This is a genomic window from Anoxybacteroides tepidamans (assembly GCF_014201465.1).
Classification (GTDB): Bacteria; Bacillota; Bacilli; order Bacillales; family Anoxybacillaceae; genus Anoxybacteroides; species Anoxybacteroides tepidamans.
In genome coordinates, this window is record NZ_JACHEP010000002.1 from 1 (window position 1) to 20,801 (window position 20,801).

Here is a 20,801-nt window from a genome sequence, read left to right on the forward strand (position 1 = left end):
GTTGGTTAGCACATCTATTTTAACCAAGGAGTCGGGTTCATGTCTCCTTTTTTGTTTGGATGTAAATTTATGTTAGTAAATTTGCTCAACTACAGTAATTGATCTTTATTAATTAGTTTTATTAATAACTCCATTGCTTTCTTTCCTATTTCAAACATCGGCTGTGAGATGGTAGTTAGTGCTGGCTCATAAATAGATGCAAATTGTATATCGTCAAATCCAACAACCGAAATGTCATCCGGTACGCGTAATCCTTTAGATTTGATTGCCTTTATCGCCCCAATCGCCATTTCGTCATTAGCAGCAAAAACAGCTGTTGGAGGTTGATCAAGTGCTAAAAATTTCATCATCATGTTATAGCCGCTTTCAAAAGAAAAGTCGCCTTCTTGCACTAAAAATGACTCTATCGGAATATTATGTTGTGCCATAGCCTGCCGAAATCCCTTTAATCGATCACGACTTAATATAACATTTAGAGGGCCGGATATAAAACCAATTCTTCGATGTCCTAAATTGATTAAGTACTCTGTAGCTTTTCTTGCACTGCTTACATTATCTATGGAAACAGTTGGAATTGTTGATCCTTCCAAGTACTCACACGCGAGAACAACAGGAAATTCACTTGCAATCTCCTCTAACAAATGAGATTCAAGTCTCGCTGTTAACAAAATCATTCCATCTGCTTTTTTCTGGCGCAATATATCTAAATATACTCTTTCGCGTTCTACATTATTACCTGTGTCCCCAAGAAGGACTTCGTAATCGTTTTCAATTGCCACATGTTCTATTCCTCTCAATATCTTTGAGAAAAATGTGTTCGTAATATCTGGTACGACAACAAGTATTGTTTTTGTTTCCAATTTTCGCAGCTGTCTAGCTAATATATTTGGTTGATAATTTAGTTTTTGGATCGCTTCTAAAACTTTTTCTGTCGTTTCCTTTTTCACATTTCCGGAATTGCTTAAAACTCTGGAAACAGTAGCTGTAGAAACATTAGCTAATTTTGCAACATCACTGATCGTTACCATTTCATATCTCCGTTTCCTAAAATGAAATTTATCTTAATTCTGAGATTATTGTAATCGATTACATTTAGAATTGCAACTATTTTTTTATTAATTTTAATACTATATGCATTTATAATATTTTGAATATTTTTAGTTTCATTTAGTATTTCTTGAAAATTGCTTTTATGATACGTTCAGCAATGAGAGAGCCGCGTTTATCTATCCATTGGCAATCAGGGGCTCAACAAATGAAAAGTAACCAAAAACCCCGGACGTATTCCCCCGGGGCTTATCTTTAATTTCTATTAGTTTGAACAATATTATGCAGAGATTTTTATTTTACAAACAACAGATCCGGCTCGCTTAAAGATTTTTTAAGTTCGTTTAAAGCTTTTTGGGCTAAAACGCCGTCAATCAAACGATGGTCATAGCTGAGCGATAAGGCCATCATCGGTGCGATTTCAATTGAATGATGGACGACAATCGGTTTTTTCACAATTCTGCCAATGCCTAAAATACATGATTCTGGATGATTGATAATTGGGGTAAACCAAGAACCATCGACTGAGCCGATATTCGATATTGTACACGTAGATCCCGTCATTTCATCCACTTTGATGGAACCTTCTTTTGCTTTTTTCGCAAGCTCTTGAATTTCTTTGGCGATTTGGAATAACGACTTTTGGTCGGCGTGTTTAATCACTGGCACGACAAGGCCGCGGTCAGTGTCAGCGGCAAAGCCGATATGATATTCATCCTTTAAGATGATTTCTTCTCGTTCATCATCCAATGAAGCATTTAACATCGGATATTTTTTGAGCACAGCTGTTAACGCCTTAACTACATAAGCGAGATAAGTGAGCTTAATTCCTTCTTCATCGGCAAATGGTTTTACCCTTTCGCGATGGGACACAAGCTTTGTTACATTGGCCTCATCAAAATGAGTCACATGCGGGATCACGGATTTCGAATGAACCATCGCCTTTGCGATCATTTTTCGAATTCCGGTAAGCGGGATTGTTCGTTGAGCTTGCATGCTCACCTCTTCCTTTGTTCTTTCCTTACCGGCTACCGCTTCGTTTTCCGTTTCTGTTTGTTCTAATTTTCGTTTGGCGATGATAGCCTCAATATCGCTTTTGAGTATTCTTCCGTTAGGACCGGTCGGCGTCACTTCTTCAAGGCTGACATTATGTTCTCGCGCAAATTTGCGTACGGATGGTGTTGCGATGAAAAATTGGTTTGATGGTTTTTCCTTTTCTTCGCTTTTCTTCACCGCGTTTCGAATATCTTCTTCTGTAACCTTGCCGTTAGGACCGGTTGGAATGACAAGGCGCCAATCTACCCCGAGTTCTCTCGCTAATTTTTTTACACGCGGAGTCGCTTTTCTCTCCTCAAAAACCTCTTGTACAACTTTTGGCTGTTCCTCTGCGACACGGGTTGTTTCATTAGTGGTTTCAATTAATCTGTCATTAGTTGTTTCAATGATGGCCAATACTTCCCCAACCGCAGCCGTGTCCGCTCTTTTTTTTCTAATTTCTTTGACGATCCCTGACTCCGGAGCTTCAATTTCCGAAACCGCTTTCTCTGTTTGAACTTCCACAAGCGTATCGCCTTTTTCGACTGCATCCCCTTCTGAAACATGCCAGAAGGTGATTAAACTTTCATCATGATCATCAGATAGTCGCGGTAATTTTACTTCGATTAACATAGGCTGCCTCCTATATTAGAAATCGCGTTTATTCATTGACTAGTTTCATTGCTTCGTGAAAAATTTTATCGGCATTTGGTAAAACAAACTGTTCAAGCGGACGGCTGTATGGAATCGGCACATCTGGAACAGCCAATCGTTTGACTGGTGCCTCTAAATCATATAAGCCATCTTCAGCTGCGATCGCAGCGATTTCTGCCGTCATGCCGTATGATAAGTAATCTTCATCGACTACCAATAAACGATGCGTCTTTTTAATCGATTGAAGAATCGTTTCGCGGTCTAACGGAACGAGTGAACGCAAATCGATCACTTCTGCCTGAATTCCATGTTGTTCTAATTTTTTAGCAGCTTCTAAAGCATGATGAGTCGTCATTTGGATTCCTACAATCGTAATGTCCGTTCCTTCTCTTACTACTTTTGCCTTGCCGATTGGCACGGTATATGCTTCTTCTGGAACATGTCCAACTGATGCGTCTAATTGGTCCATCCATCCCAACCCTTGCAACGTTTTATGAAACATAAACACAACTGGATTATCGTCCCGGATGGCAGAAATCATCATTCCTTTCAAATCATATGGAGTGGATGGCGCGACCACTTTCATTCCTGGCAAATGAGCAAAAGTGGCATATAACGTTTGTGAATGCTGGGCCGCATCACTATATCCCCCGCCAACGGCCGTCATTAATACCATTGGTAGCTTGACACGGCCTCCTGACATATACGGAATTTTTGCCATATGGTTATAAATTTGGTCCATACAAACGCCGAAAAAATCGACGAACATTAATTCGACAATCGGCCGCATTCCTTCGGCCGCCGCTCCAATGGCCGCTCCAATAAAAGCCGTTTCGGAAATCGGCGTATCCATCACTCTTTCAGGGCCGAACTGTTGAAATAATCCTTCCGTTGCCCCGAATATCCCGCCGTATATACCGACATCCTCTCCCATGACCAATACATTCGGATCTCTTTCCATTTCTAATCGAATCGCTTCGGCAATCGCTTTATTTCCCGTTAATAAGCGTTGCTTTGTTTTTTGCATGTTTACAACCCCTTTCTATAATGGTTTAGACAAACAAATCGTTTAAAGCGTCTTCCGGGTTCGGATCATCACTTTCGCGCGCGAACTGATAGGCGGATTCGACTTCCTGCTTTGCCTTATTTTCCAATTCGATCAGCCGCTGTTCTTCTATTCCATATTCTGTGATTAGGAATTGGCGCATGCGAATAATCGGATCTTTTTCTCTTAGTAAGGTAACTTCATTTTTGTCTCTATAAAGTTCCGGATCTCCTTGGAAATGCCCTAAATAACGATACGTTTCAATTTCAATAATCGATGGTCCCTCTCCCTTTCTCGCCCGTTCCACCGCTTCCTTTGAAACGTCGTACATTTCGATCGGGTCATTATCTTTCACATAATATCCTTTCATTCCGTAAGCGACTGCTCTTATATCATTGGATGGAACGGACGTGGATGCGGATTTAGGGACAGAAATTCCGTATTGATTGTTCTCAATCACGACAATCAGAGGCAAATTCCACAGTGCCGCCATATTTAAAGATTCGTGGAAAGCTCCCTGATTGGCAGCTCCTTCTCCAATAAAAGCAACCGCTACCCAATCCGTTCCTTTTTTCTTTGCGGCGAGCGCTGCGCCAAGCGCATGGGGAATGCCCGCTCCGACAATCCCGCCGCAAGAAAATTTGACATCTGGATCAAATAAATGCATATGCCCGCCTTTTCCTTTGCCGAGTCCAGTCACTTTCCCAAAAATTTCGGCGGTCATTCGGTTTAAGTCAACTCCTTTTGCGATCGCGTGATGATGCGGACGGTGCGGCGACGTTACCGTATCTTCTTTTTTTAGATGAACACATATGCCGACGGCAGCCGGTTCCTGTCCCGTTGCGAGATGCATTTCACCCGGTACAGGCCCTGCACCGATATTAAAGACAGGATTTTTTCCTTCGGCATACGCTTCGGCCATTTTGTCCTCGTAATAACGAATTTTGTACATTGTTTCGTACATCCAAGTAAGATGATCCACAGAAATTACCAATTACCTCTCCTCCTTTATTTAAAATAAAGCGCTTTCATTTATATTTATAATGCAAAAAGTATGCCAACATAAACGAATGCACATATTCATTTACCGTAACGTACATCATTCCGCTATCAAAATGTTATAAGACAGTAAAAATGCAACAAAGTGTCCCATTTTGGAACACTTTGTTGCTACATATTGATACAATTTGACACAAAATGAAACAATAAATTGATTAATAAGAAATTTGATATTTTTTCATTTGCCGATAAAAAGTACTTCTAGAGATACCTAAATGTTCTGCTGCTTTAGTTACGTTTCCGTTAAATAAGTGCAATGCTCGGATAAGAGATCGTTTTTTGATATCGTCTTTATGAATTTCCAATTCTTCTTTTGCTTGAGATAAAAACGGTTGAAACAATTCTTCTGGTAGATCTTTTGCAGATAAAAATGGTTTTGTGTTTCTGTTTAGTGTTCTTTCTAATATATTTTGCAATTCGCGAATATTTCCCGGCCAGTCATATTGAATAAGAGCTTGCAAAAAGTCCTGTCTAATTTCCGGAAACGGTTTATTTAACTTGTTGCAAAGTTTGCTGATAAAATATTTAGCGAGAAGAGGAATGTCCTCTTTTCTTTCCCGTAAAGAAGGTAAAATAATCGGCATAACATTAAGTCGAAAGAACAGATCTTCTCTAAAGCTTCCCTTTTGGACTTCCTCACGAAGATTTTTGTTCGTCGCTGCAATAATTCGAACATCGACCGGGATCACTTTATGACCACCGATTCGCATCACCTCTTTTTCCTGAATCACCCGTAAAAGAAGAACCTGCATTTCCAAAGACATTTCACCGATTTCATCTAAAAAGAGCGTGCCGCCGTCAGCAAGTTCAAATTTTCCGGCACTTCCTCCCTTTTTTGCTCCGGTGAAAGCGCCTTCAACATAACCAAACAACTCACTGCCAAGAAGATCGCGCGGAATTCCGCCACAATTAATAGCAATAAATGGCTTATTTTTTCTTTTGCTTGCATTATGGATGGCTTGTGCGAGCATTTCCTTTCCCGTTCCGCTTTCCCCTAATATTAACACATTCGAATCGGTTGCCGCAGCAAGTTTTGCTTCATTTAGTTTTTGAATAAAATGAGGATGCTGTCCAATAATATCATCAAACGTTATTTTTGCTTGGTTTCCAGATAAGCGATTGACAAATTGGCGCACTTTTTCGATTTCTTTCATCATAATCATTGAACCGATCCAATGGCTGTCTTTATAAATGGGAATTTTATCGATCATTACATGATGAACATTTCTTGATGGCTCTATTTTTAAATGAAGTTCTTGATTTTGTACATAAACAGGCTTATTAGAAATGATGGATTTATTTGTAAAAAATTCATCGATTTTTTTACCTTCTAACTGTGTTTGTCCAAGACAAAGAAGCTTTTTCAGTTGATCGTTTGCTTTTATAATTTTTCCTTCCGTATCGATAATGAGAATACCTTCTTTCATATTATTCGTTGTCGCTTCTAAAAATCGTTGCATCATAATATTTTTTTCTGTATTTTCATTTAATCTTAATTGATACTCAATAGCTTTGACTGCTGAAACCACCATTCCCAATGTGTGTGGATGCACCTTTTCGTATGGACCGGAAACATTCAACACCCCAATAATAGTGCCTTTTGAATCATGAATCGGGGCGGCAGAACAAGTCCATGATTGGCATATTTGCGAATAATGCTCCTCAGCAAATATCTGTACAGGTTGATCGATCACAATCGATGTGCCAATGGCATTAGTCCCCATCACTCGTTCGCTCCAATCAGCTCCCTCAACAAAACCTATTTTATCCGCCATTAACAGCGTGTCGGCATCACCGATTGATTTTAATAGTTGTCCTTTTTCATTGCAAAGAATGACTAAAAATCCAGATCCCTTTACTATCGAATAAAGACCTTCCATTAACGGCATGGACCAATCAATAAGATTTTTGTACCGTTCTGCTTCAATTTTTTTAATGCAGCCGTGCCGTTGGAAAGGGTCGACCTCCCATTTTTTTGACCGAATCCAAGAGTCTCGAATAATAGGAGAAAGCCTTTCATCTATTTCATCCTGGAAAATAAAGCGCTTCCACATTTCTTTAACACCCTCTCGCCCGCTCTTCACACAAAAACACCTCCACAGCATGCCAATGGTTGGTGGTCTATCGATGAAGATTTTGTTCAATGTATAAAGATTCATCAGAGCTACTTTTCTATATTGTAGCACTGAAAGTTAGTATCATGTCAAAAAAGACGAATAAAATACCCTCGAATGCTATCAAAACCTACTCTCTCTAAATAAAAAGCACTGCCTTCAAAAAGTTCATTTAAGAACCTTTAACAAATGAAGTTGGAGATTAGACTGTTTACCATCATAAATTCCAAAACAAACTGTTTTAACAATATGGGGTGCCACGAGAATAAACGAGAAAAGAAAGGAACCAGCGCTATTTAGCTCTGATTCCTTTGCATAAATCGAATTTATATTGTCTACTTTTCGATGCACAGGCACCGATTTGCAATTTCGTTGCCGTTTTTTGATCATTCACCACTATTTCCTTTTCTTCTGCTTTCCGTCATTTGCTTCCAAACGGATCCTTTTGCCTCTTCGCCGCCCTCGATTCGTTCAATCGCCATCTTTATTTGCATGCTTACTTCAAATTCCGGATCATTTTCTGCCGCTTTTAAAGCAGGAAGAGCTGATTCATCACCAATTTCGTATAAAAACATCGCCGCGCGCCAGCGAACTAATTTGCTTGGATCTTTCAGCGCCTCGATCATGACGGGTATCGCTTCAGGATCACCAATATCAGACAGACAGTCCCCGGCGGTACGGCGCACAGAGACCGCTTGATCCTTTAGTGCTTCATACAAATACGGGAGCACTTTTTTGCCGCCAATCATCCCTAAATAAGCAGTCGCCAAGCGGCGAATCGCCACTTTTTCGTCTTTTAACGCCTTCGCCAATACCGGCAAATCTTCTTCCGTCGGCTCTGCCATCTGTTCCAAAGCCGCATATCGTTTTGTCCAGTCTGGATCATCGAGCATTTGCTCCGTCACTTGAAAACTCACTCGTTTTTGCGTTTTCGCCTGCTCGCCTCTTTTAAACATTTGCACGAACCGCTCCAACCGTTCCGGCGGATAGGCGGCAGACAACTCCTCGACAATTTCCGCACCGATTTCTTCAAATGTTCCGTACCGAACACCTTTTTCGACCCATTTTCGTTCAACGACAATATTGCTGGCATGTTTTTGCGCTTCTAGCACCGCATCGATAAACGGCTTCGGCAAACCGACCCGTCTCTCTTCTTGCCCGTCCGTTAACTTCACTTGCATCGGCAAGCCATACAACATTTGTACATATACTTTCACTTCGCCAAAATGCTCATTGCGCACGGACTCGTTGTCTGGAAGATCATTCACCTGTTCCCCAAACACTTCGCGCACTTTTGTTAAAATCGCTTTCCAATCATATTTCGGATGCCGTTCAATGGCTAAAAAATCGGCCACATGATAAATGCCTTTAACGCCTTCGATTTTCATTAATTGCTGGATGATGGCCGGGGCATTTTCAACTTGGTCCGGCTTGTAGTTGTGGCTTGTTCCAAATGGAAGCTCTTCATCGAGCAGCACTTTCATTGTATTTGGACTTGGCGTCGGTTCAATCGATTGAATCTTCATCAGTTTCCCTCTCCTCTCAATATGAAGCATATTCATAAATTCCGCTATACCCATTTCCTTTTCAAATAAAAGCATTTCTTTCGAGAGAGCTTTAGGGAGAAATAGCGGTACAGTTTTATTAAAGCGGAATGAGGAAAGAAAAGCAAAAGTTTAAGATTGAATGGTGGCTCCAAAGGAAATGTCCTTCATCTTCACGGATGTGAAACACGGTATGGAAGTGATCGGTTTCGTGAGAGAATAGAGGATAGTTGAGGCTTGCGATCATAATCGTCGGCGGAAGCTCTGCGTATTCTTGTCCTTTTGCAAGAGATTGCGAAAACAACCGTGTCCAATATCTTCCGGACGCAAACATCCTTCTTCGGGGCGTGACAGATGCCACGACCTAAATAAATTCCCCTAGCTTATAGGAAGTTTTTTGTTGGAAAAAAGGCTGTTTGCTAATTTATAAACACCCCCACACCCCACTATCCATATACTTCCGCTATCTGCTGAAAAGACGTATAATATATAGTAAAACCAGGAGTGGGAAAGAATGGCGGAAGGGATATCGTATCAAGCGAAAGACATTTTGTTTAAATCGTTAAGTGAATTGTATGAAAACCAAGCTCTTGAAGTGTATGGACTTCATGATCTATCAAAAATTAAGCAATTGCTACCAAATGAATATCCGATGGTGCGGGCTGATGAAAAACGTTCAGACACGCTCTTTCTCCTAGAAGATGGCTCCATTCTCATGCTCGAATACGAAAGCAATTCCCGCGTCGTTGAAAATCACTTAAAGTACCTCGATTATGCCTATCGCATTTTGTACAAATACTACAAAGAACAGAAGCAAATCAAACACATTCGGATTGTTGTCATTTACACAAGCGATGTCACGAACGCAAAAGAGCTGTTGCATGCAGGAGATGTTAAAGTTTCTTCAAAAGCCGTGTTATTATGTGAATATAATGGAGATGCAGTTTTGCATACCATTGAAAAAAAAATCCGACAAAACAAAACGTTAACCCTAGAAGAAACGATGAAACTCATTCTTGTTCCGCTCATGCACAGCAAGCATGACCGGCAAACAATGATTGAAAAAACGATCAGCCTCACAAAAGAAATCAACGATGAACAAACACAACTACACGTGATTGCTGGTATTTTGACAGCGACAGACAAGTTTATTGATGAAGAATATGCTAAAAAAATAAAGGAGTGGATCAAAATGACGAAAGTCTTACGTCTTTTCGAACAAGAAAAAGAAGAAGCGGTAAAGAAAGCGGCGGAAGAGGCGGCGAAAAAAGCAGCAGAAGAAGCGATGAAAAAAGCAACAGAAGAAGCGATGAAAAAAGCAGCAGAAGAAGCCAAAAAAGCCGCTAAACATACCGCATTAGAAATCGCCAAAAACTTGCTTGATATTTTGCCAATTACCGAAATTGCAAAACGAACAGGTTTATCAATTGATGAAGTGGCAGAGTTGGCGAAAGAAACAAAGAACTAACGACGTGAAATAGCAGCACATCTTGCATCCACAGTCATGTAAGAAAAAGCACTAGGCTTTCCTAGTGCTTTCCTTTTCTCCCTCGCAGCATGCTGCGTCTGTATAGCATCTTCCCCTTCTTGATCGCTTGTTAGCTTCGACCTATTCTGGTGTGTGATCGTACACGCATCGTTAGGCTATCTGTAGCGGCAAGCTTTTTTTTAGGCCAAGCGTTCGTGCGGTTAACGTTTGAATTTCGCGCAAAAGCGTTTCGTTTTCCATAAGCGACACGCCGTAAGAAGGAATCATTTCTTTCAATTTCGGTTCCCACTCTTTCATATGCTCAGGGAAGCATTTTGTGATGACTTCAAGCATGACATGAACGGCAGTCGAAGCGCCTGGTGAAGCGCCGAGCAATGCCGCGATCGAACCATCAGCCGCACTAACAACTTCCGTGCCAAATTGAAGCGTTCCTTTGCCGCCAGCTTCCGTATCTTTAATGACTTGCACGCGCTGTCCTGCGACGATGAGATCCCAATCTTCGCTTTTCGCATTTGGAATAAATTCGCGCAACTCTTCCATGCGCTGTTCTTTTGATAAAAGCACTTGTTGAATTAAGTAGTTTGTTAACGCCATGTTTTTCGCCCCTGCCGCTAGCATCGTCAAAAGATTATGCGGCTTGACGGAAGTGATTAAGTCAAACATGGAACCGTTCTTTAAAAATTTCGGTGAGAAGCCAGCAAACGGTCCAAATAGCAACATTTTTTGATTGTCGATAAATCTCGTATCAAGGTGCGGAACAGACATTGGCGGAGCGCCAACCTTCGCTTTGCCGTAAACTTTTGCATGGTGCTGCTTTACAACCTCTGGATTATTGCACACCATAAATAGTCCGCTTACCGGAAATCCTCCAATTCCTTTTCCTTCAGGAATGCCGGATTTTTGCAACAAGTGCAAGCTTCCACCGCCGGCGCCGATAAAGACGAATTTCGCCGTATAATATTCGACTTCCCCGCTGTCTAAATTACGCACTTTTAACTCCCACAAGCCACCGCTTGTCCGTTTGATGTCATCAACATGATGTCTGTATCTGATATCGACGTTTTTACTCTTTAAGTGGTCAAACAATATGCGCGTTAACGCACCGAAGTTGACGTCCGTTCCCGCTTCGATTTTTGTTGCTGCAATCGGTTCCGTTACGATGCGGTCTTCCATCATAAGCGGAATCCACTCTTTTAGCTTTTGCGGATCATCGGAAAATTCCATTCCTTTAAACAACGGATTGTTAGCCAACGCTTCAAAACGTTTCTTTAAAAATGCGACATTTTGTTCCCCTTGGACGAAACTCATATGCGGCAACGGCATGATAAAGTCTTTTGGATTACGAATGCGGTTATTTTGCACAAGATAAGACCAAAACTGCAAAGAAACGTGAAACTGTTCATTAATTTTGATCGCTTTGCTGACGTCTACAGACCCATCCGGTTTTTCGACTGTGTAATTAAGTTCACAAAGTGCTGCATGACCCGTTCCCGCATTATTCCATTCATTCGAGCTTTCTTCTCCTGCGTTTTCGAGTCTTTCAAATACTGTAATTTCCCAGTCCGGCGCTAATTCTTTTAGTAGCGTTCCTAAAGTCGCACTCATGATTCCAGCACCAATTAAGATCACATCTGTTCTAGTTTGTTTGCTTGCCATATTTACCATCCTTACGCTATAAGATTTACAAAAAGCATGTAAGCGATCTCGCTCACAGCAATTCAGACTACGATCTAGCATAACCTTTTCTAGATTAATTATAACACAATTACATTATAGTATGTCACTATTATTTATAATTCAAAAATATAGTTATACAATTAAACGTTTTATTACATAATAAATCGTTGCTCCAATGACAGTAGCCAACAATAGTTTCTTAATATTGATTTTACAAAATAGTTGTATATTTTGTCAGCATGATTTATAAAAACCTCTAAAACTTTTTCGTCCCTAGAGGTTTAAATAGTCGACAGGGAAAAGAACCGAAACTATCGTGGGAAATTTAGCACATACAGTTTGATTAAAACAGGGGAAGAAGAAAAAAGAAAATCGGGAAAATGGAATTTTATGGCATAGTTTCCTCACAAAAAAGCGAAGAGAGCTGAGGATGGCTCTCTTCATAAATACCAGACACCTACCAATCTTTAAGTAGATGTTGAACCTCTTCTTCCGTTAGATTCGTAAGATTCGCAATCTCCTTCGCCGTCATTCCTTTTTCCGCCATATTGCGAACAAGTTGTTTCATTCCTTCTTTCATTCCTTCTTTCATTCCTTGCTTTAACCCTTCTTCCAGACCTTGCTTCAAACCTTTTTCCATCCCTTTTTTCAATCCTTCTTCCAACCCCGCCCTCCGTTCGCCTTGGATGTTGGATAACTGATCGCGTAGCCACTTGAGCCGCATTTCGTATTCGTACCGGTTTTCCGGATTAACGCTCAAATTTTCCCATTCTTCCAACGCTTCGCGAATTTCTTGTTCGTTCATCGCCATCGCCTCCAATTCGGTTAAAATATTTTCGTTCGCTACTCTTTTTTGGCCATCCACTGCCGATAACATCATGAGCCACGGCCATTCGGACGATCGTTCCATTTCTCGGCGGTATTTCTTCCATTTTACCATAAATTGTGACAAATCAATCACATGGAATTCAAGGTGCGGGCTCCAGAGGAACTGTTCCTCGTCTTCGCGAATATGAAACACAGTGTGAAAGCGATCGGTTTCGTGAGGAAAGAGCGGATAATTGAGGATGACGATCATAATCGTCGGCGGAAGCGCGAAATACCCTTCTCCTTTCGAAAGCGAAGATGAAAACAGCCGCGCCCAGTAATATAGCACGCGTTCCGGCATATCGTGTTGGTTAACAACTTGAATTTCGACGTTGATCCGTTCGCCGCGATCCGTTAGTACCAATACGTCCAGCCGGCTCATTTTCCCATCTTCCGTTTCTTTCGTCAGCTCAGTGTTTTCGAATTGGACATCGACGATTCGGTCGTCCCCTGTCCGATGCAACAGCGCGTTTAAAAACGCCATCGTAATCGACTTTCGGCTCGGATGGCCAAACAGCTGCTTAAACATAAAATCCATTTTCAAATCGAGGTATTGCATGAGGATCATCCTTTCGTGGAATGTAGGAGAGTACAACTTGATTAAAATAGAGGAATAAGGGAAATGCAAATGAGGAAAATGGATTTTCTAGCGTTCTTTTTTTGCGATAAAAAGCAAAAAAGTCAGGGAAATTGGCTTTTTAATGAGGGGAAAATGAATTTTGTGTTTATTTGTTTGGCAAGGGAACAGATTTTGAGGAGCACACATGCAAAACAGAGAGCCATGCTATGAATCTGTGTTTCTACAAATCTCGACAATCCTCGGGGCGTGACAGGCACCGCATCCAATGCTTCGGTTACATTGGAACATAGTAGACGTATTTATGATCTTTGTTTAGGTGGTTTAACGTTGTTCGTTTTCATATAGCGTTTAAGCTGATGATAAAAATTTTCGCGAGTTCCCGCCAAGACAACAACCACTACATTCCCGTCCTCATCGAAATCAATAAAATAGGCAATTTCGTAATAAATTCCTTGATAATGAATATCGTAACCGTAAATCCCGGCCAAATCCCCTGTTTTCGCTTCCCCAGCTTCAGATGGATTAGAAAGAATCTCTCGCAAGGCTTCTTTAAAACGTTGTTTCAATGCTTGGTCTTTTTTCGTCAGCTTTTTGATGGCTTTTTCCGCCTTGGGGAGTAATTGCAAGCGATTATTCTTCATCATTTTCGCTGAATAAATCCTCCAACGTATCCCATGTATATGTTTTGGCGTTTGGTCTTTCTTCAGAAATCATGGTTTCTAATGCGGGAACAATTTGCGATTTACGGTATACAAACTCTCTGTATAGCTCTTCTCCTGTGTATCCTTCTTGGATAAGATCTTTTAAAATAAGATCGGAAAAGTCAAAGTAATCTCCGTGAATCGGACGAATAATTAATTTATTATCAGCTAACTCAATTAATACTTCGTTCCCAATTCCTAATTGTTCATAAAACTCCTTCGGTATCGTAATTTGTTTTTTGCTTGATACAGCAATTCGTTTCACAGCATGCTTCTTACGATTAGGGATATTCTCCATAGGTACCTTCCCCTTTGCCACAACATCTGATGGTACCATATTATTCCCCTCCTCGAAAAGAATTAACCAACTTTTCTTGTTTTTTGTTGTAAAAATTCTTGATTTCTTTACTCATTATGATATCACTAATCAAAAACAAAAACAATGATTTCCCCAAACCTTAACAAGGAATAAAAGGAGATCACCATCTTCAAATAGCTTTGCCACTCGCTACACGGAAAAGGATGACCAATCGCTTTTGAGACATCCTCGCTTTTTCTTACTCCATTTCTTTTTCTTCCTTGTGTACGGATGAACTCGTGATAAAAGGCGGCTAAGGAAGTATAAATGTAAAAAAGAAGTATAGGGAGAGAAAAGCATTAAACCCGGTCGTGGACCTTCGCTGCAAGGATTTGTTGGGAGTATCGCCGCCGTTGTATTTGGAGTGTTCTGGACCATTATGGCGTTCTCGATGACGCAAGAATCGCCGTTTCCTGCCACACAGTTTTTCCCTTTATTCGGTTTGGTTTTTATTGGGCTCGGCATTTTTCAAGCCATCTACCACTATAAAAATGCGACAGGGAAAAATCGCATGTCCGTCATCGGCATTGTTGATAGCGACGAAGAGCCAGATCCGCTTCATATAAAATTTAGTGGCGAAAAACGGAAAAGCTCATCGCACCACGAGCATTCGTATTGTCCATATTGTGGCCATCCTGTACAAAGCGATTTTAACTTTTGTCCAACATGCGGGAAACATATTTAAAGGCGCCTATGAAGCGCCTCCATTTTAACGTTCACAATTACTTCTGATCAGATCCCCCGTCTTTTCACAACCACCTTGCACACATCTTCAAGCGGCTGAATGACAGCAGACATGTCCAAATCGGTTAATCCTTGTTCGATCGCATGAGCAAACGCCCGTTCAGCGACTTGGCCCGTAAATTGTGTGATACCAGCCGTCTCTAGCAGTTCGTTCGCCAGCCGGACGTCTTTATGCACATATTTCACCGCTCCGCCCGGCGCAAACTGACGGTTCAATACGAATTGCTCCATATGCCGGCGCAACATCCGGCTCTCCCCGTAACTCACCTTTAAAATACGATAAAGCTGTTCGGCGTCTAAACCGAGAGCGACGCCGGTGACCATCGCTTCCGCGGCCGCCACCGAATGAACGGCAACAAGGTATTGGTTCAATAGCTTCGCGATGCTTCCCGAACCGCTCGGACCTAAATATTCGACCGTTTCCCCGAGAGTGCGGAGCAAAGGCAAAACGCGCTCCCATGCCGAGCGCTCGCCTCCAACCATGATCGTTAACGTTCCTTGTTCCGCCCCTTCAGGCCCGCCGCTTACCGGAGCATCCAAATAGCTTATTCCTTTTTCTTTCGCTTTCACTGACACCACCTTGCTTGTATCGGGCCCTACTGTTGTAAAATCAAGACAAATTGAACCCGGACGCGCATGGTTGACGACACCGTCTTCGCGCAAATAAACATCCACCACATCCTCCGGCATCGATAAACACGTACAAATGACGTCGGAACGGCTTGCTAGTTCAGCAATCGTTTCCTCTCTTACCGCTCCTAATTGCACGAGCGGCTCCGTTTTCGCTACAGAACGATTATATACCGCTACTTCATAACCAGCCGCAAGCAGCCGCTTGGCCATTCTTGCGCCCATGACGCCGACACCAATAAATCCGATCTTCATCTCGCTTCACTCCCCCTTGAACCTATTTGTTTTCACGTTCCAATACGTGTGCAGAACGCCATGCAAAGCTCGCTTCACTCGTTGTCTGCGGTATGTACTCTAACCCTATCGCGCCTTTATAGCCACATGACTGTAAAAACTGAAAAATACGTTCGTAATGAATTTCTCCCGTCCCCGGTTCATGCCGTCCTGGAACATCGGCAATTTGCACGTGGCCGATCAGCGAAAAATACGTCTGAAACGTCGTCATTAAGTTTCCTTGTATTCGCTGCATATGATAAAAATCGTATTGCAGCTTCACGTTCGGCATGCCGACTTCCTTGATGATTTCAGCGGCCTCACGAATGTCTGTCAAAAAATAACCCGGCATGTCATGCGGATTAATCGGTTCAATCAAGAGCGTCAGACCGTGCTGCGCCAGCTTTTCCGCCGCATATTGGAGGTTGGCGATATACGTTTCCTTGGCGCGCTGCTTATCCAATTCCGGTGGAAGCACCCCGGCCATGCAATGAAGATAGGAAACGTTCAGCGACGTCGCATAACGAATTCCTTCGTCGACCGACTGTTTGAACTCATGGATTCGATCAGGGAAGATGGCCAAACCGCGTTCCCCTTTCTCCCAATTGCCCGCTGGCAAGTTGATCAACACAAGCGACAGCTGGTGTTTCTCCAGCTCTTCGCGGATTCGTTCGGTCCGTTCACTATACGGAAACTGGCATTCGACGCGAGAAAAACTGAACTCTTTTACCTTTTGAAACCGTTCGATAAACGGCACTTCTGTAAAAATCGTCGATACGTTGACCGCAAACTGATCCATTTAATCCCCCTCTTTCTTCTTTTTTGTCCCCGTCGCCCTTGACGACTCTTTCGCCCCTTTGGCGGGTATTGGTCAAGGGCGAATCCGGCTCTCGACATGCCCCACGATGCTCAATAGGATGGTTCGTGTGGAGTTTTCATAGAACTTTTGACGCTACCCCTCACGAGATACATACTTTATTTTCGAGCAGTAGCCGGCTATTTCCTGCTTGCCAAAAACACGAGGTGTTTATGAAAACGGTCGTTGATTGATCATTCAACGATTAGTCTAAAAAATGATCTGTTATTTCTTGCATAATCTGTATTTTCAAAAAGAACTTATCCAAAAAATATGCTATACTTTTGGGCAATGGAGGTGTCTTTGTAATGCTAAAAGAGTTTAAAGAGTTTGCCATGCGTGGGAATATTGTCGACTTGGCGATTGGGGTCATTATCGGCGGAGCTTTTAATAAAATCGTTTCTTCTCTTGTTAATGACATCGTCATGCCGCTTGTCGGGCTATTGCTTGGCGGAATTAATTTCAGCAACTTATCGTTTACCATCGGCGAGGCGGTTGTAAAATATGGAATGTTTATTCAAACGGTTGTCGATTTTCTCATTGTTGCCTTTTCCATTTTTCTCGTTGTAAAAATGCTAAACAAATGGAAACAACGCAAAAAACAAGAAGAAAAAACAGCCGCACCGCCACCATTGACAAAACAAGAAGAACTGCTTATGGAAATTCGTGATTTGTTGAAAAAACAATAACTTGAAAAAGAATAGGCGTGTTGATTAACCATTAAAAACTAGTTGACATCGCTCTCTTCCTGTTCGTCCAGCCCGCCGTCGTACATGCTACATAAATGAAATTTGGAACTTTAACGTTTTCGTCTTTTATGGAGTAATCGGTATGTTTCGACTGTCGGGTGACCGAACAACACCGCTTCCAGACAAATACATTTGTCGGTGAAGCGGTTGGTTGTTCGGTCCACTGTCACGAGAAGGCGTGACGAAGGTCGGTCACAGACTTGACTCCGACAGTCGAAAAAATAGGGAGTCTGCTTTTTCGTCAACCATAAGTTAAACTTCCCAGTTGTATTTATATAAACTCGGAAATGATATGAACCGCTCCGACAAATTTTTATAATGTTTTCGCGTCAGTTCTTCATCGTTTAAATAACCTTATTTTCCAAAAAGCGAAACGCTTTTTCTTGAACTTTTTGTTCGATTGGATAAGGTGCATAGCAAACTCAAGCAATTCATCATAAGGAATGCGTTTTAAAATAGTCTAGTGCACATGAAAAAAAGTAAATGTTACAGAACAATAATAACTTCTTTACAATTGTATTACATCTTGTAGAAACTTATCGAATTTATGTTACCATAAAGAAGGGGTTTTGATCTCGACTAATAAGAAAAAAATTAGGAGTCTAGGTTATGTTGAAGAAAATTCATTTTGTTCCGATTGCGATTGTATTTTTGTTGATAATTCCCTTCTTTTCCTTTGCGAAAGCGGATAAAAGCAACCTGCCGCTAAAAACCGTTTATCACGTAAAAATAAACGGCAAAGAGATTGGTACTGTAAGCGAGAAAGAAATCGTGGAAGAAGCGATTCAACAGAAAATTACGCAGCTCGAAAAACAATATCCACAGTTAACCTTTTCAGCTCCTAAAATTACATATGAGGCGGAGCGAACATCTCATCTAGTTGCAGATGATGCGTCTGTTAAGCAGATTCATGAAAGACTGAAAATTAAGGCAAATGCAGTTACAATCATGTTTGGTGAGCATTCCGTAGCAGTGAAAAATAAAACGGATGCCAATAAGGTTATCGAGCAATTAAAATCAAAATACGTCCCATCTCTTCAGCCAAAAGAACAGACCAATATACTAGATGTTTCGCTTTCCACGAAGCCTGTGATAAAAGAAGCAAAAGTGGAGCCTGAAAACGTTCTTTCTGTTGAAGATGCGGTGAATTATGTGGCAAAAGGAACGCTTGAGGAGCAAATACATACCGTTCGCGAAGGAGAAGTATTAAGCACGATTGCTAAACAGTATAACTTAACAACAGAACAAATTTTACTACTTAACCCTGACATTAAAGTGGATAGCTTGTTGCAAATTGGACAAAAACTTAATGTCACTGTCTATCAACCGCTCGTTGATGTCATTGTCAAGGAGCAAGCCCGGCAAATCGAAGAGATCCCATATGAGATTGAAGCGATTCCTAATGAAAAGATGTATAAAGGGGATATCAAAGTAACGCAAGAAGGAAAAAATGGTCAAAAAGAAGTTCTTTATCAACTCACGAAGAAAAATGGACAGATCGTAAAAAAAGAAGTTATTAACGAAACGATCATCGAAGAACCGGTTAAGAAAATTGTCATTAAAGGAACAAAAGTACTTTCTTCTAGAGGGACAGGTCGTTTCGCTTGGCCGACAGTAGGCGGGTATATTTCAAGCAGAATGGGCTATCGCTGGGGCGAATTCCACAAAGGAACAGATATCGCTGGATCAAGCAGTTCACCTATTTTAGCAGCGGACAACGGAACGGTCACTTTTGCCGGCTGGGATGGCGATTACGGAAATAAAGTAGTGATCAATCACCGTAATGGATTTAAAACGGTTTACGCCCATATGAACTCCATTACGGTGAAACGCGGACAAACGGTTGCTAAAGGATCGAAAATAGGTACAATGGGGTCAACAGGAGAATCTACCGGAACTCACTTGCATATTGAATTATACAATAACGGAAAATTAGTGAATTTTTTACAATATTTGCGTTAAACAAATGCTGGCATCGAACAATTGGTCAGAACGTGCTCCTTTTTTTAGTTGGGAAACTCCACTTAAAGAAAGGAGCTCTTTTTTTGTTCTACTAAATCTATATAAGTTTCCGTTCTATTTGGAACTTTAACGTTTTCGTCTTTTTTTTATAGAGTAATCGGTATGTTTCGACTGTCGGGTAACCGAACAACACCGCTTCCAGACAAATAAATGCATTTGTCTGTGAAGCGGTTCGTTGTTCGGTCCTCTGTCACGCGAAGGCGTGACGAAGGCCAGTCACAGACTTGCCTCCGACAGTCGAAAAAATAGGGGGTCTGCTTTTTCGTCAGCCATAAGTTAAACCTCCCAGTTGTATTTATATAGAGAGAGAAAGATGTGAAAATCTTTGTTGCAACTTATCCAAAAAGAAAAGCTGACTGCAACATGGATGTTGTAGTCAGCCATTCTGAACCGCTCTTATGTTTTTCCGTTCACCTTGATGAACGGCTCTTTCCTATGACTTTACTTCCGAAAAAACCCTTTCAACGCAAAGGCGACGTTTTGTGGACGTTCAGCGAGGCGGCGCATAAAATAGCCGAACCAGTCGTTGCCAAACGGAACGTAGACGCGCATCGTATATCCTTCCCGCGCAAGCTGAAGCTGCATGTCCGTACGGAAGCCGTACAACATTTGAAATTCAAATTGTTCCCGGGAAATACCGTGTTCTTTCGTGAATTGTTTCACTTTTTCAATAATGTGATGGTCATGTGTCGCAATCGCGGTATAGCTTCCGCTTAATAAGTGCTCTTTGATGATGTTCATGTAATTTTCATCGATTTGCTGTTTATCTTGATAAGCGACTTCAGGCGGCTCTTTGTACGCCCCTTTTACTAAACGAAGCGAAACCCCTTTTAAATCTTTCACATCTTGCTCGGCACGGTGCAAATACGCTTGGATGACCGTTCCGACGTTGTCATACGTTTTGCGAAGTTCGCGCAAAAGGTCGAGCGTCGCTTGGCAATGCGCCGAATCTTCCATGTCGATGCGAACGAAATTGTTGTATCGTTTCGCTGTTCCGACAATTTGCCGCATATTGTCTAAGCAAAAATTGAAATCAATATCAAGCCCAAGCTGCGTCAACTTGACAGAAAGGTTGCTGTTAACGCCCGCTTTGTAAATCGCCTCTAACGTTCGAATGTTATATTGCGTCGCTTCGATCGCTTCTTCGCGGCTTGACACAAATTCGCCTAAATGGTCGAGCGTACAAACGAGCCCTTTATCATTCAGCTCTTTTACTTTGGCGATGGCACTTTCAATCGTTTCGCCGGCGACAACTTGGGAGGCCCCGAACCGGAGCCCCCATTTTTTCGCCGCTTTGTTTAACATTTTGCTTTTGGAAGCGTATAGGAAAAGATTTTTCAATACCGCTTCTAGCACG

The 20,801-nt window shown here is 41.7% G+C and carries 17 protein-coding genes and 1 pseudogene; 4 read left to right on the plus strand and 14 right to left on the minus strand.

Annotation, left to right across the window (positions count from 1 at the left end; translation table 11 throughout):
• Positions 1–89 precede the first annotated feature (89 nt).
• From HNQ34_RS02880 to HNQ34_RS02910, 7 genes and pseudogenes are all read right to left on the minus strand, one after another.
• The gene (locus HNQ34_RS02880) at positions 90–1,028 is read right to left on the minus strand and encodes a LacI family DNA-binding transcriptional regulator (RefSeq protein ID WP_183251357.1); all 939 of its coding nucleotides are present in this window, start codon (positions 1,026–1,028) and stop codon (positions 90–92) included.
• A gap of 313 nt (positions 1,029–1,341) precedes the next feature.
• Complete coding sequence (locus HNQ34_RS02885; RefSeq protein ID WP_183251359.1) at positions 1,342–2,715, minus strand: dihydrolipoamide acetyltransferase family protein; 1,374 nt, start codon at positions 2,713–2,715, stop codon at positions 1,342–1,344.
• A 28-nt stretch (positions 2,716–2,743) separates the two neighbouring features.
• Complete coding sequence (locus HNQ34_RS02890) at positions 2,744–3,763, minus strand: alpha-ketoacid dehydrogenase subunit beta (protein ID WP_183251360.1); 1,020 nt, start codon at positions 3,761–3,763, stop codon at positions 2,744–2,746.
• Between the two features lie 25 nt (positions 3,764–3,788).
• Positions 3,789–4,775, minus strand: a complete 987-nt coding sequence (locus HNQ34_RS02895) for a thiamine pyrophosphate-dependent dehydrogenase E1 component subunit alpha (protein WP_183251362.1) — start codon at positions 4,773–4,775, stop codon at positions 3,789–3,791.
• A 220-nt stretch (positions 4,776–4,995) separates the two neighbouring features.
• Positions 4,996–6,924, minus strand: coding sequence for a sigma-54-dependent Fis family transcriptional regulator (locus HNQ34_RS02900; RefSeq protein WP_183251364.1), 1,929 nt, complete (start codon positions 6,922–6,924; stop codon positions 4,996–4,998).
• Between the two features lie 416 nt (positions 6,925–7,340).
• Positions 7,341–8,480 (minus strand): conserved virulence factor C family protein, encoded by a 1,140-nt coding sequence (locus HNQ34_RS02905; protein ID WP_183251366.1) that lies wholly within the window; start codon positions 8,478–8,480, stop codon positions 7,341–7,343.
• Between the two features lie 160 nt (positions 8,481–8,640).
• A pseudogene (locus tag HNQ34_RS02910) lies at positions 8,641–8,814 on the minus strand (PD-(D/E)XK nuclease family transposase); the annotation flags it as partial.
• Between the two features lie 198 nt (positions 8,815–9,012).
• Here HNQ34_RS02910 and HNQ34_RS02915 point away from each other — a divergent pair.
• Positions 9,013–9,966 carry a transcriptional regulator gene (locus HNQ34_RS02915; RefSeq protein WP_183251367.1) on the plus strand — a complete coding sequence of 318 codons (954 nt, stop codon included), beginning with the start codon at positions 9,013–9,015 and terminating at the stop codon, positions 9,964–9,966.
• 171 nt (positions 9,967–10,137) lie between these two features.
• Here the strand turns inward: HNQ34_RS02915 and HNQ34_RS02920 are convergent, their stop codons facing one another.
• The 4 genes from HNQ34_RS02920 to HNQ34_RS02935 all read right to left on the minus strand — a co-directional run bounded on the left by HNQ34_RS02920 (position 10,138) and on the right by HNQ34_RS02935 (position 14,149).
• Positions 10,138–11,643 (minus strand): malate:quinone oxidoreductase, encoded by a 1,506-nt coding sequence (locus HNQ34_RS02920; protein WP_246363761.1) that lies wholly within the window; start codon positions 11,641–11,643, stop codon positions 10,138–10,140.
• A gap of 478 nt (positions 11,644–12,121) precedes the next feature.
• Positions 12,122–13,090 carry an Rpn family recombination-promoting nuclease/putative transposase gene (locus HNQ34_RS02925; RefSeq protein WP_183251371.1) on the minus strand — a complete coding sequence of 323 codons (969 nt, stop codon included), beginning with the start codon at positions 13,088–13,090 and terminating at the stop codon, positions 12,122–12,124.
• Between the two features lie 320 nt (positions 13,091–13,410).
• Complete coding sequence (locus tag HNQ34_RS02930; protein ID WP_183251373.1) at positions 13,411–13,755, minus strand: type II toxin-antitoxin system RelE/ParE family toxin; 345 nt, start codon at positions 13,753–13,755, stop codon at positions 13,411–13,413.
• Positions 13,742–14,149: an AbrB/MazE/SpoVT family DNA-binding domain-containing protein gene (locus tag HNQ34_RS02935; protein ID WP_246363765.1), complete on the minus strand. Its 408-nt coding sequence runs from the start codon at positions 14,147–14,149 to the stop codon at positions 13,742–13,744. The genes HNQ34_RS02930 and HNQ34_RS02935 overlap by 14 nt, the downstream gene beginning before the upstream one ends.
• 400 nt (positions 14,150–14,549) lie before the next feature.
• On the opposite strand from HNQ34_RS02935, the gene HNQ34_RS02940 reads away from it, so the two are divergent.
• Positions 14,550–14,855 carry a zinc ribbon domain-containing protein gene (locus HNQ34_RS02940; RefSeq protein WP_183251375.1) on the plus strand — a complete coding sequence of 102 codons (306 nt, stop codon included), beginning with the start codon at positions 14,550–14,552 and terminating at the stop codon, positions 14,853–14,855.
• Between the two features lie 47 nt (positions 14,856–14,902).
• Here the strand turns inward: HNQ34_RS02940 and HNQ34_RS02945 are convergent, their stop codons facing one another.
• Together HNQ34_RS02945 and hyi are read right to left on the minus strand one after the other, a co-directional pair.
• Positions 14,903–15,799: an NAD(P)-dependent oxidoreductase gene (locus HNQ34_RS02945; RefSeq protein ID WP_183251377.1), complete on the minus strand. Its 897-nt coding sequence runs from the start codon at positions 15,797–15,799 to the stop codon at positions 14,903–14,905.
• A gap of 22 nt (positions 15,800–15,821) precedes the next feature.
• The gene (gene hyi, locus HNQ34_RS02950) at positions 15,822–16,616 is read right to left on the minus strand and encodes a hydroxypyruvate isomerase (RefSeq protein ID WP_183251379.1); all 795 of its coding nucleotides are present in this window, start codon (positions 16,614–16,616) and stop codon (positions 15,822–15,824) included.
• Positions 16,617–16,981: 365 nt separating this feature from the next.
• Here hyi and mscL point away from each other — a divergent pair, with 365 nt between their 5' ends.
• Together mscL and HNQ34_RS02960 are read left to right on the plus strand one after the other, a co-directional pair.
• Positions 16,982–17,362, plus strand: a complete 381-nt coding sequence (mscL, locus tag HNQ34_RS02955; protein WP_183251380.1) for a large conductance mechanosensitive channel protein MscL — start codon at positions 16,982–16,984, stop codon at positions 17,360–17,362.
• 669 nt (positions 17,363–18,031) lie between these two features.
• Complete coding sequence (locus HNQ34_RS02960; RefSeq protein ID WP_183251382.1) at positions 18,032–19,384, plus strand: M23 family metallopeptidase; 1,353 nt, start codon at positions 18,032–18,034, stop codon at positions 19,382–19,384.
• A gap of 501 nt (positions 19,385–19,885) precedes the next feature.
• Here the strand turns inward: HNQ34_RS02960 and HNQ34_RS02965 are convergent.
• Complete coding sequence (locus tag HNQ34_RS02965) at positions 19,886–20,800, minus strand: proline dehydrogenase family protein (RefSeq protein ID WP_183251384.1); 915 nt, start codon at positions 20,798–20,800, stop codon at positions 19,886–19,888.
• Position 20,801: the final 1 nt, after the last annotated feature.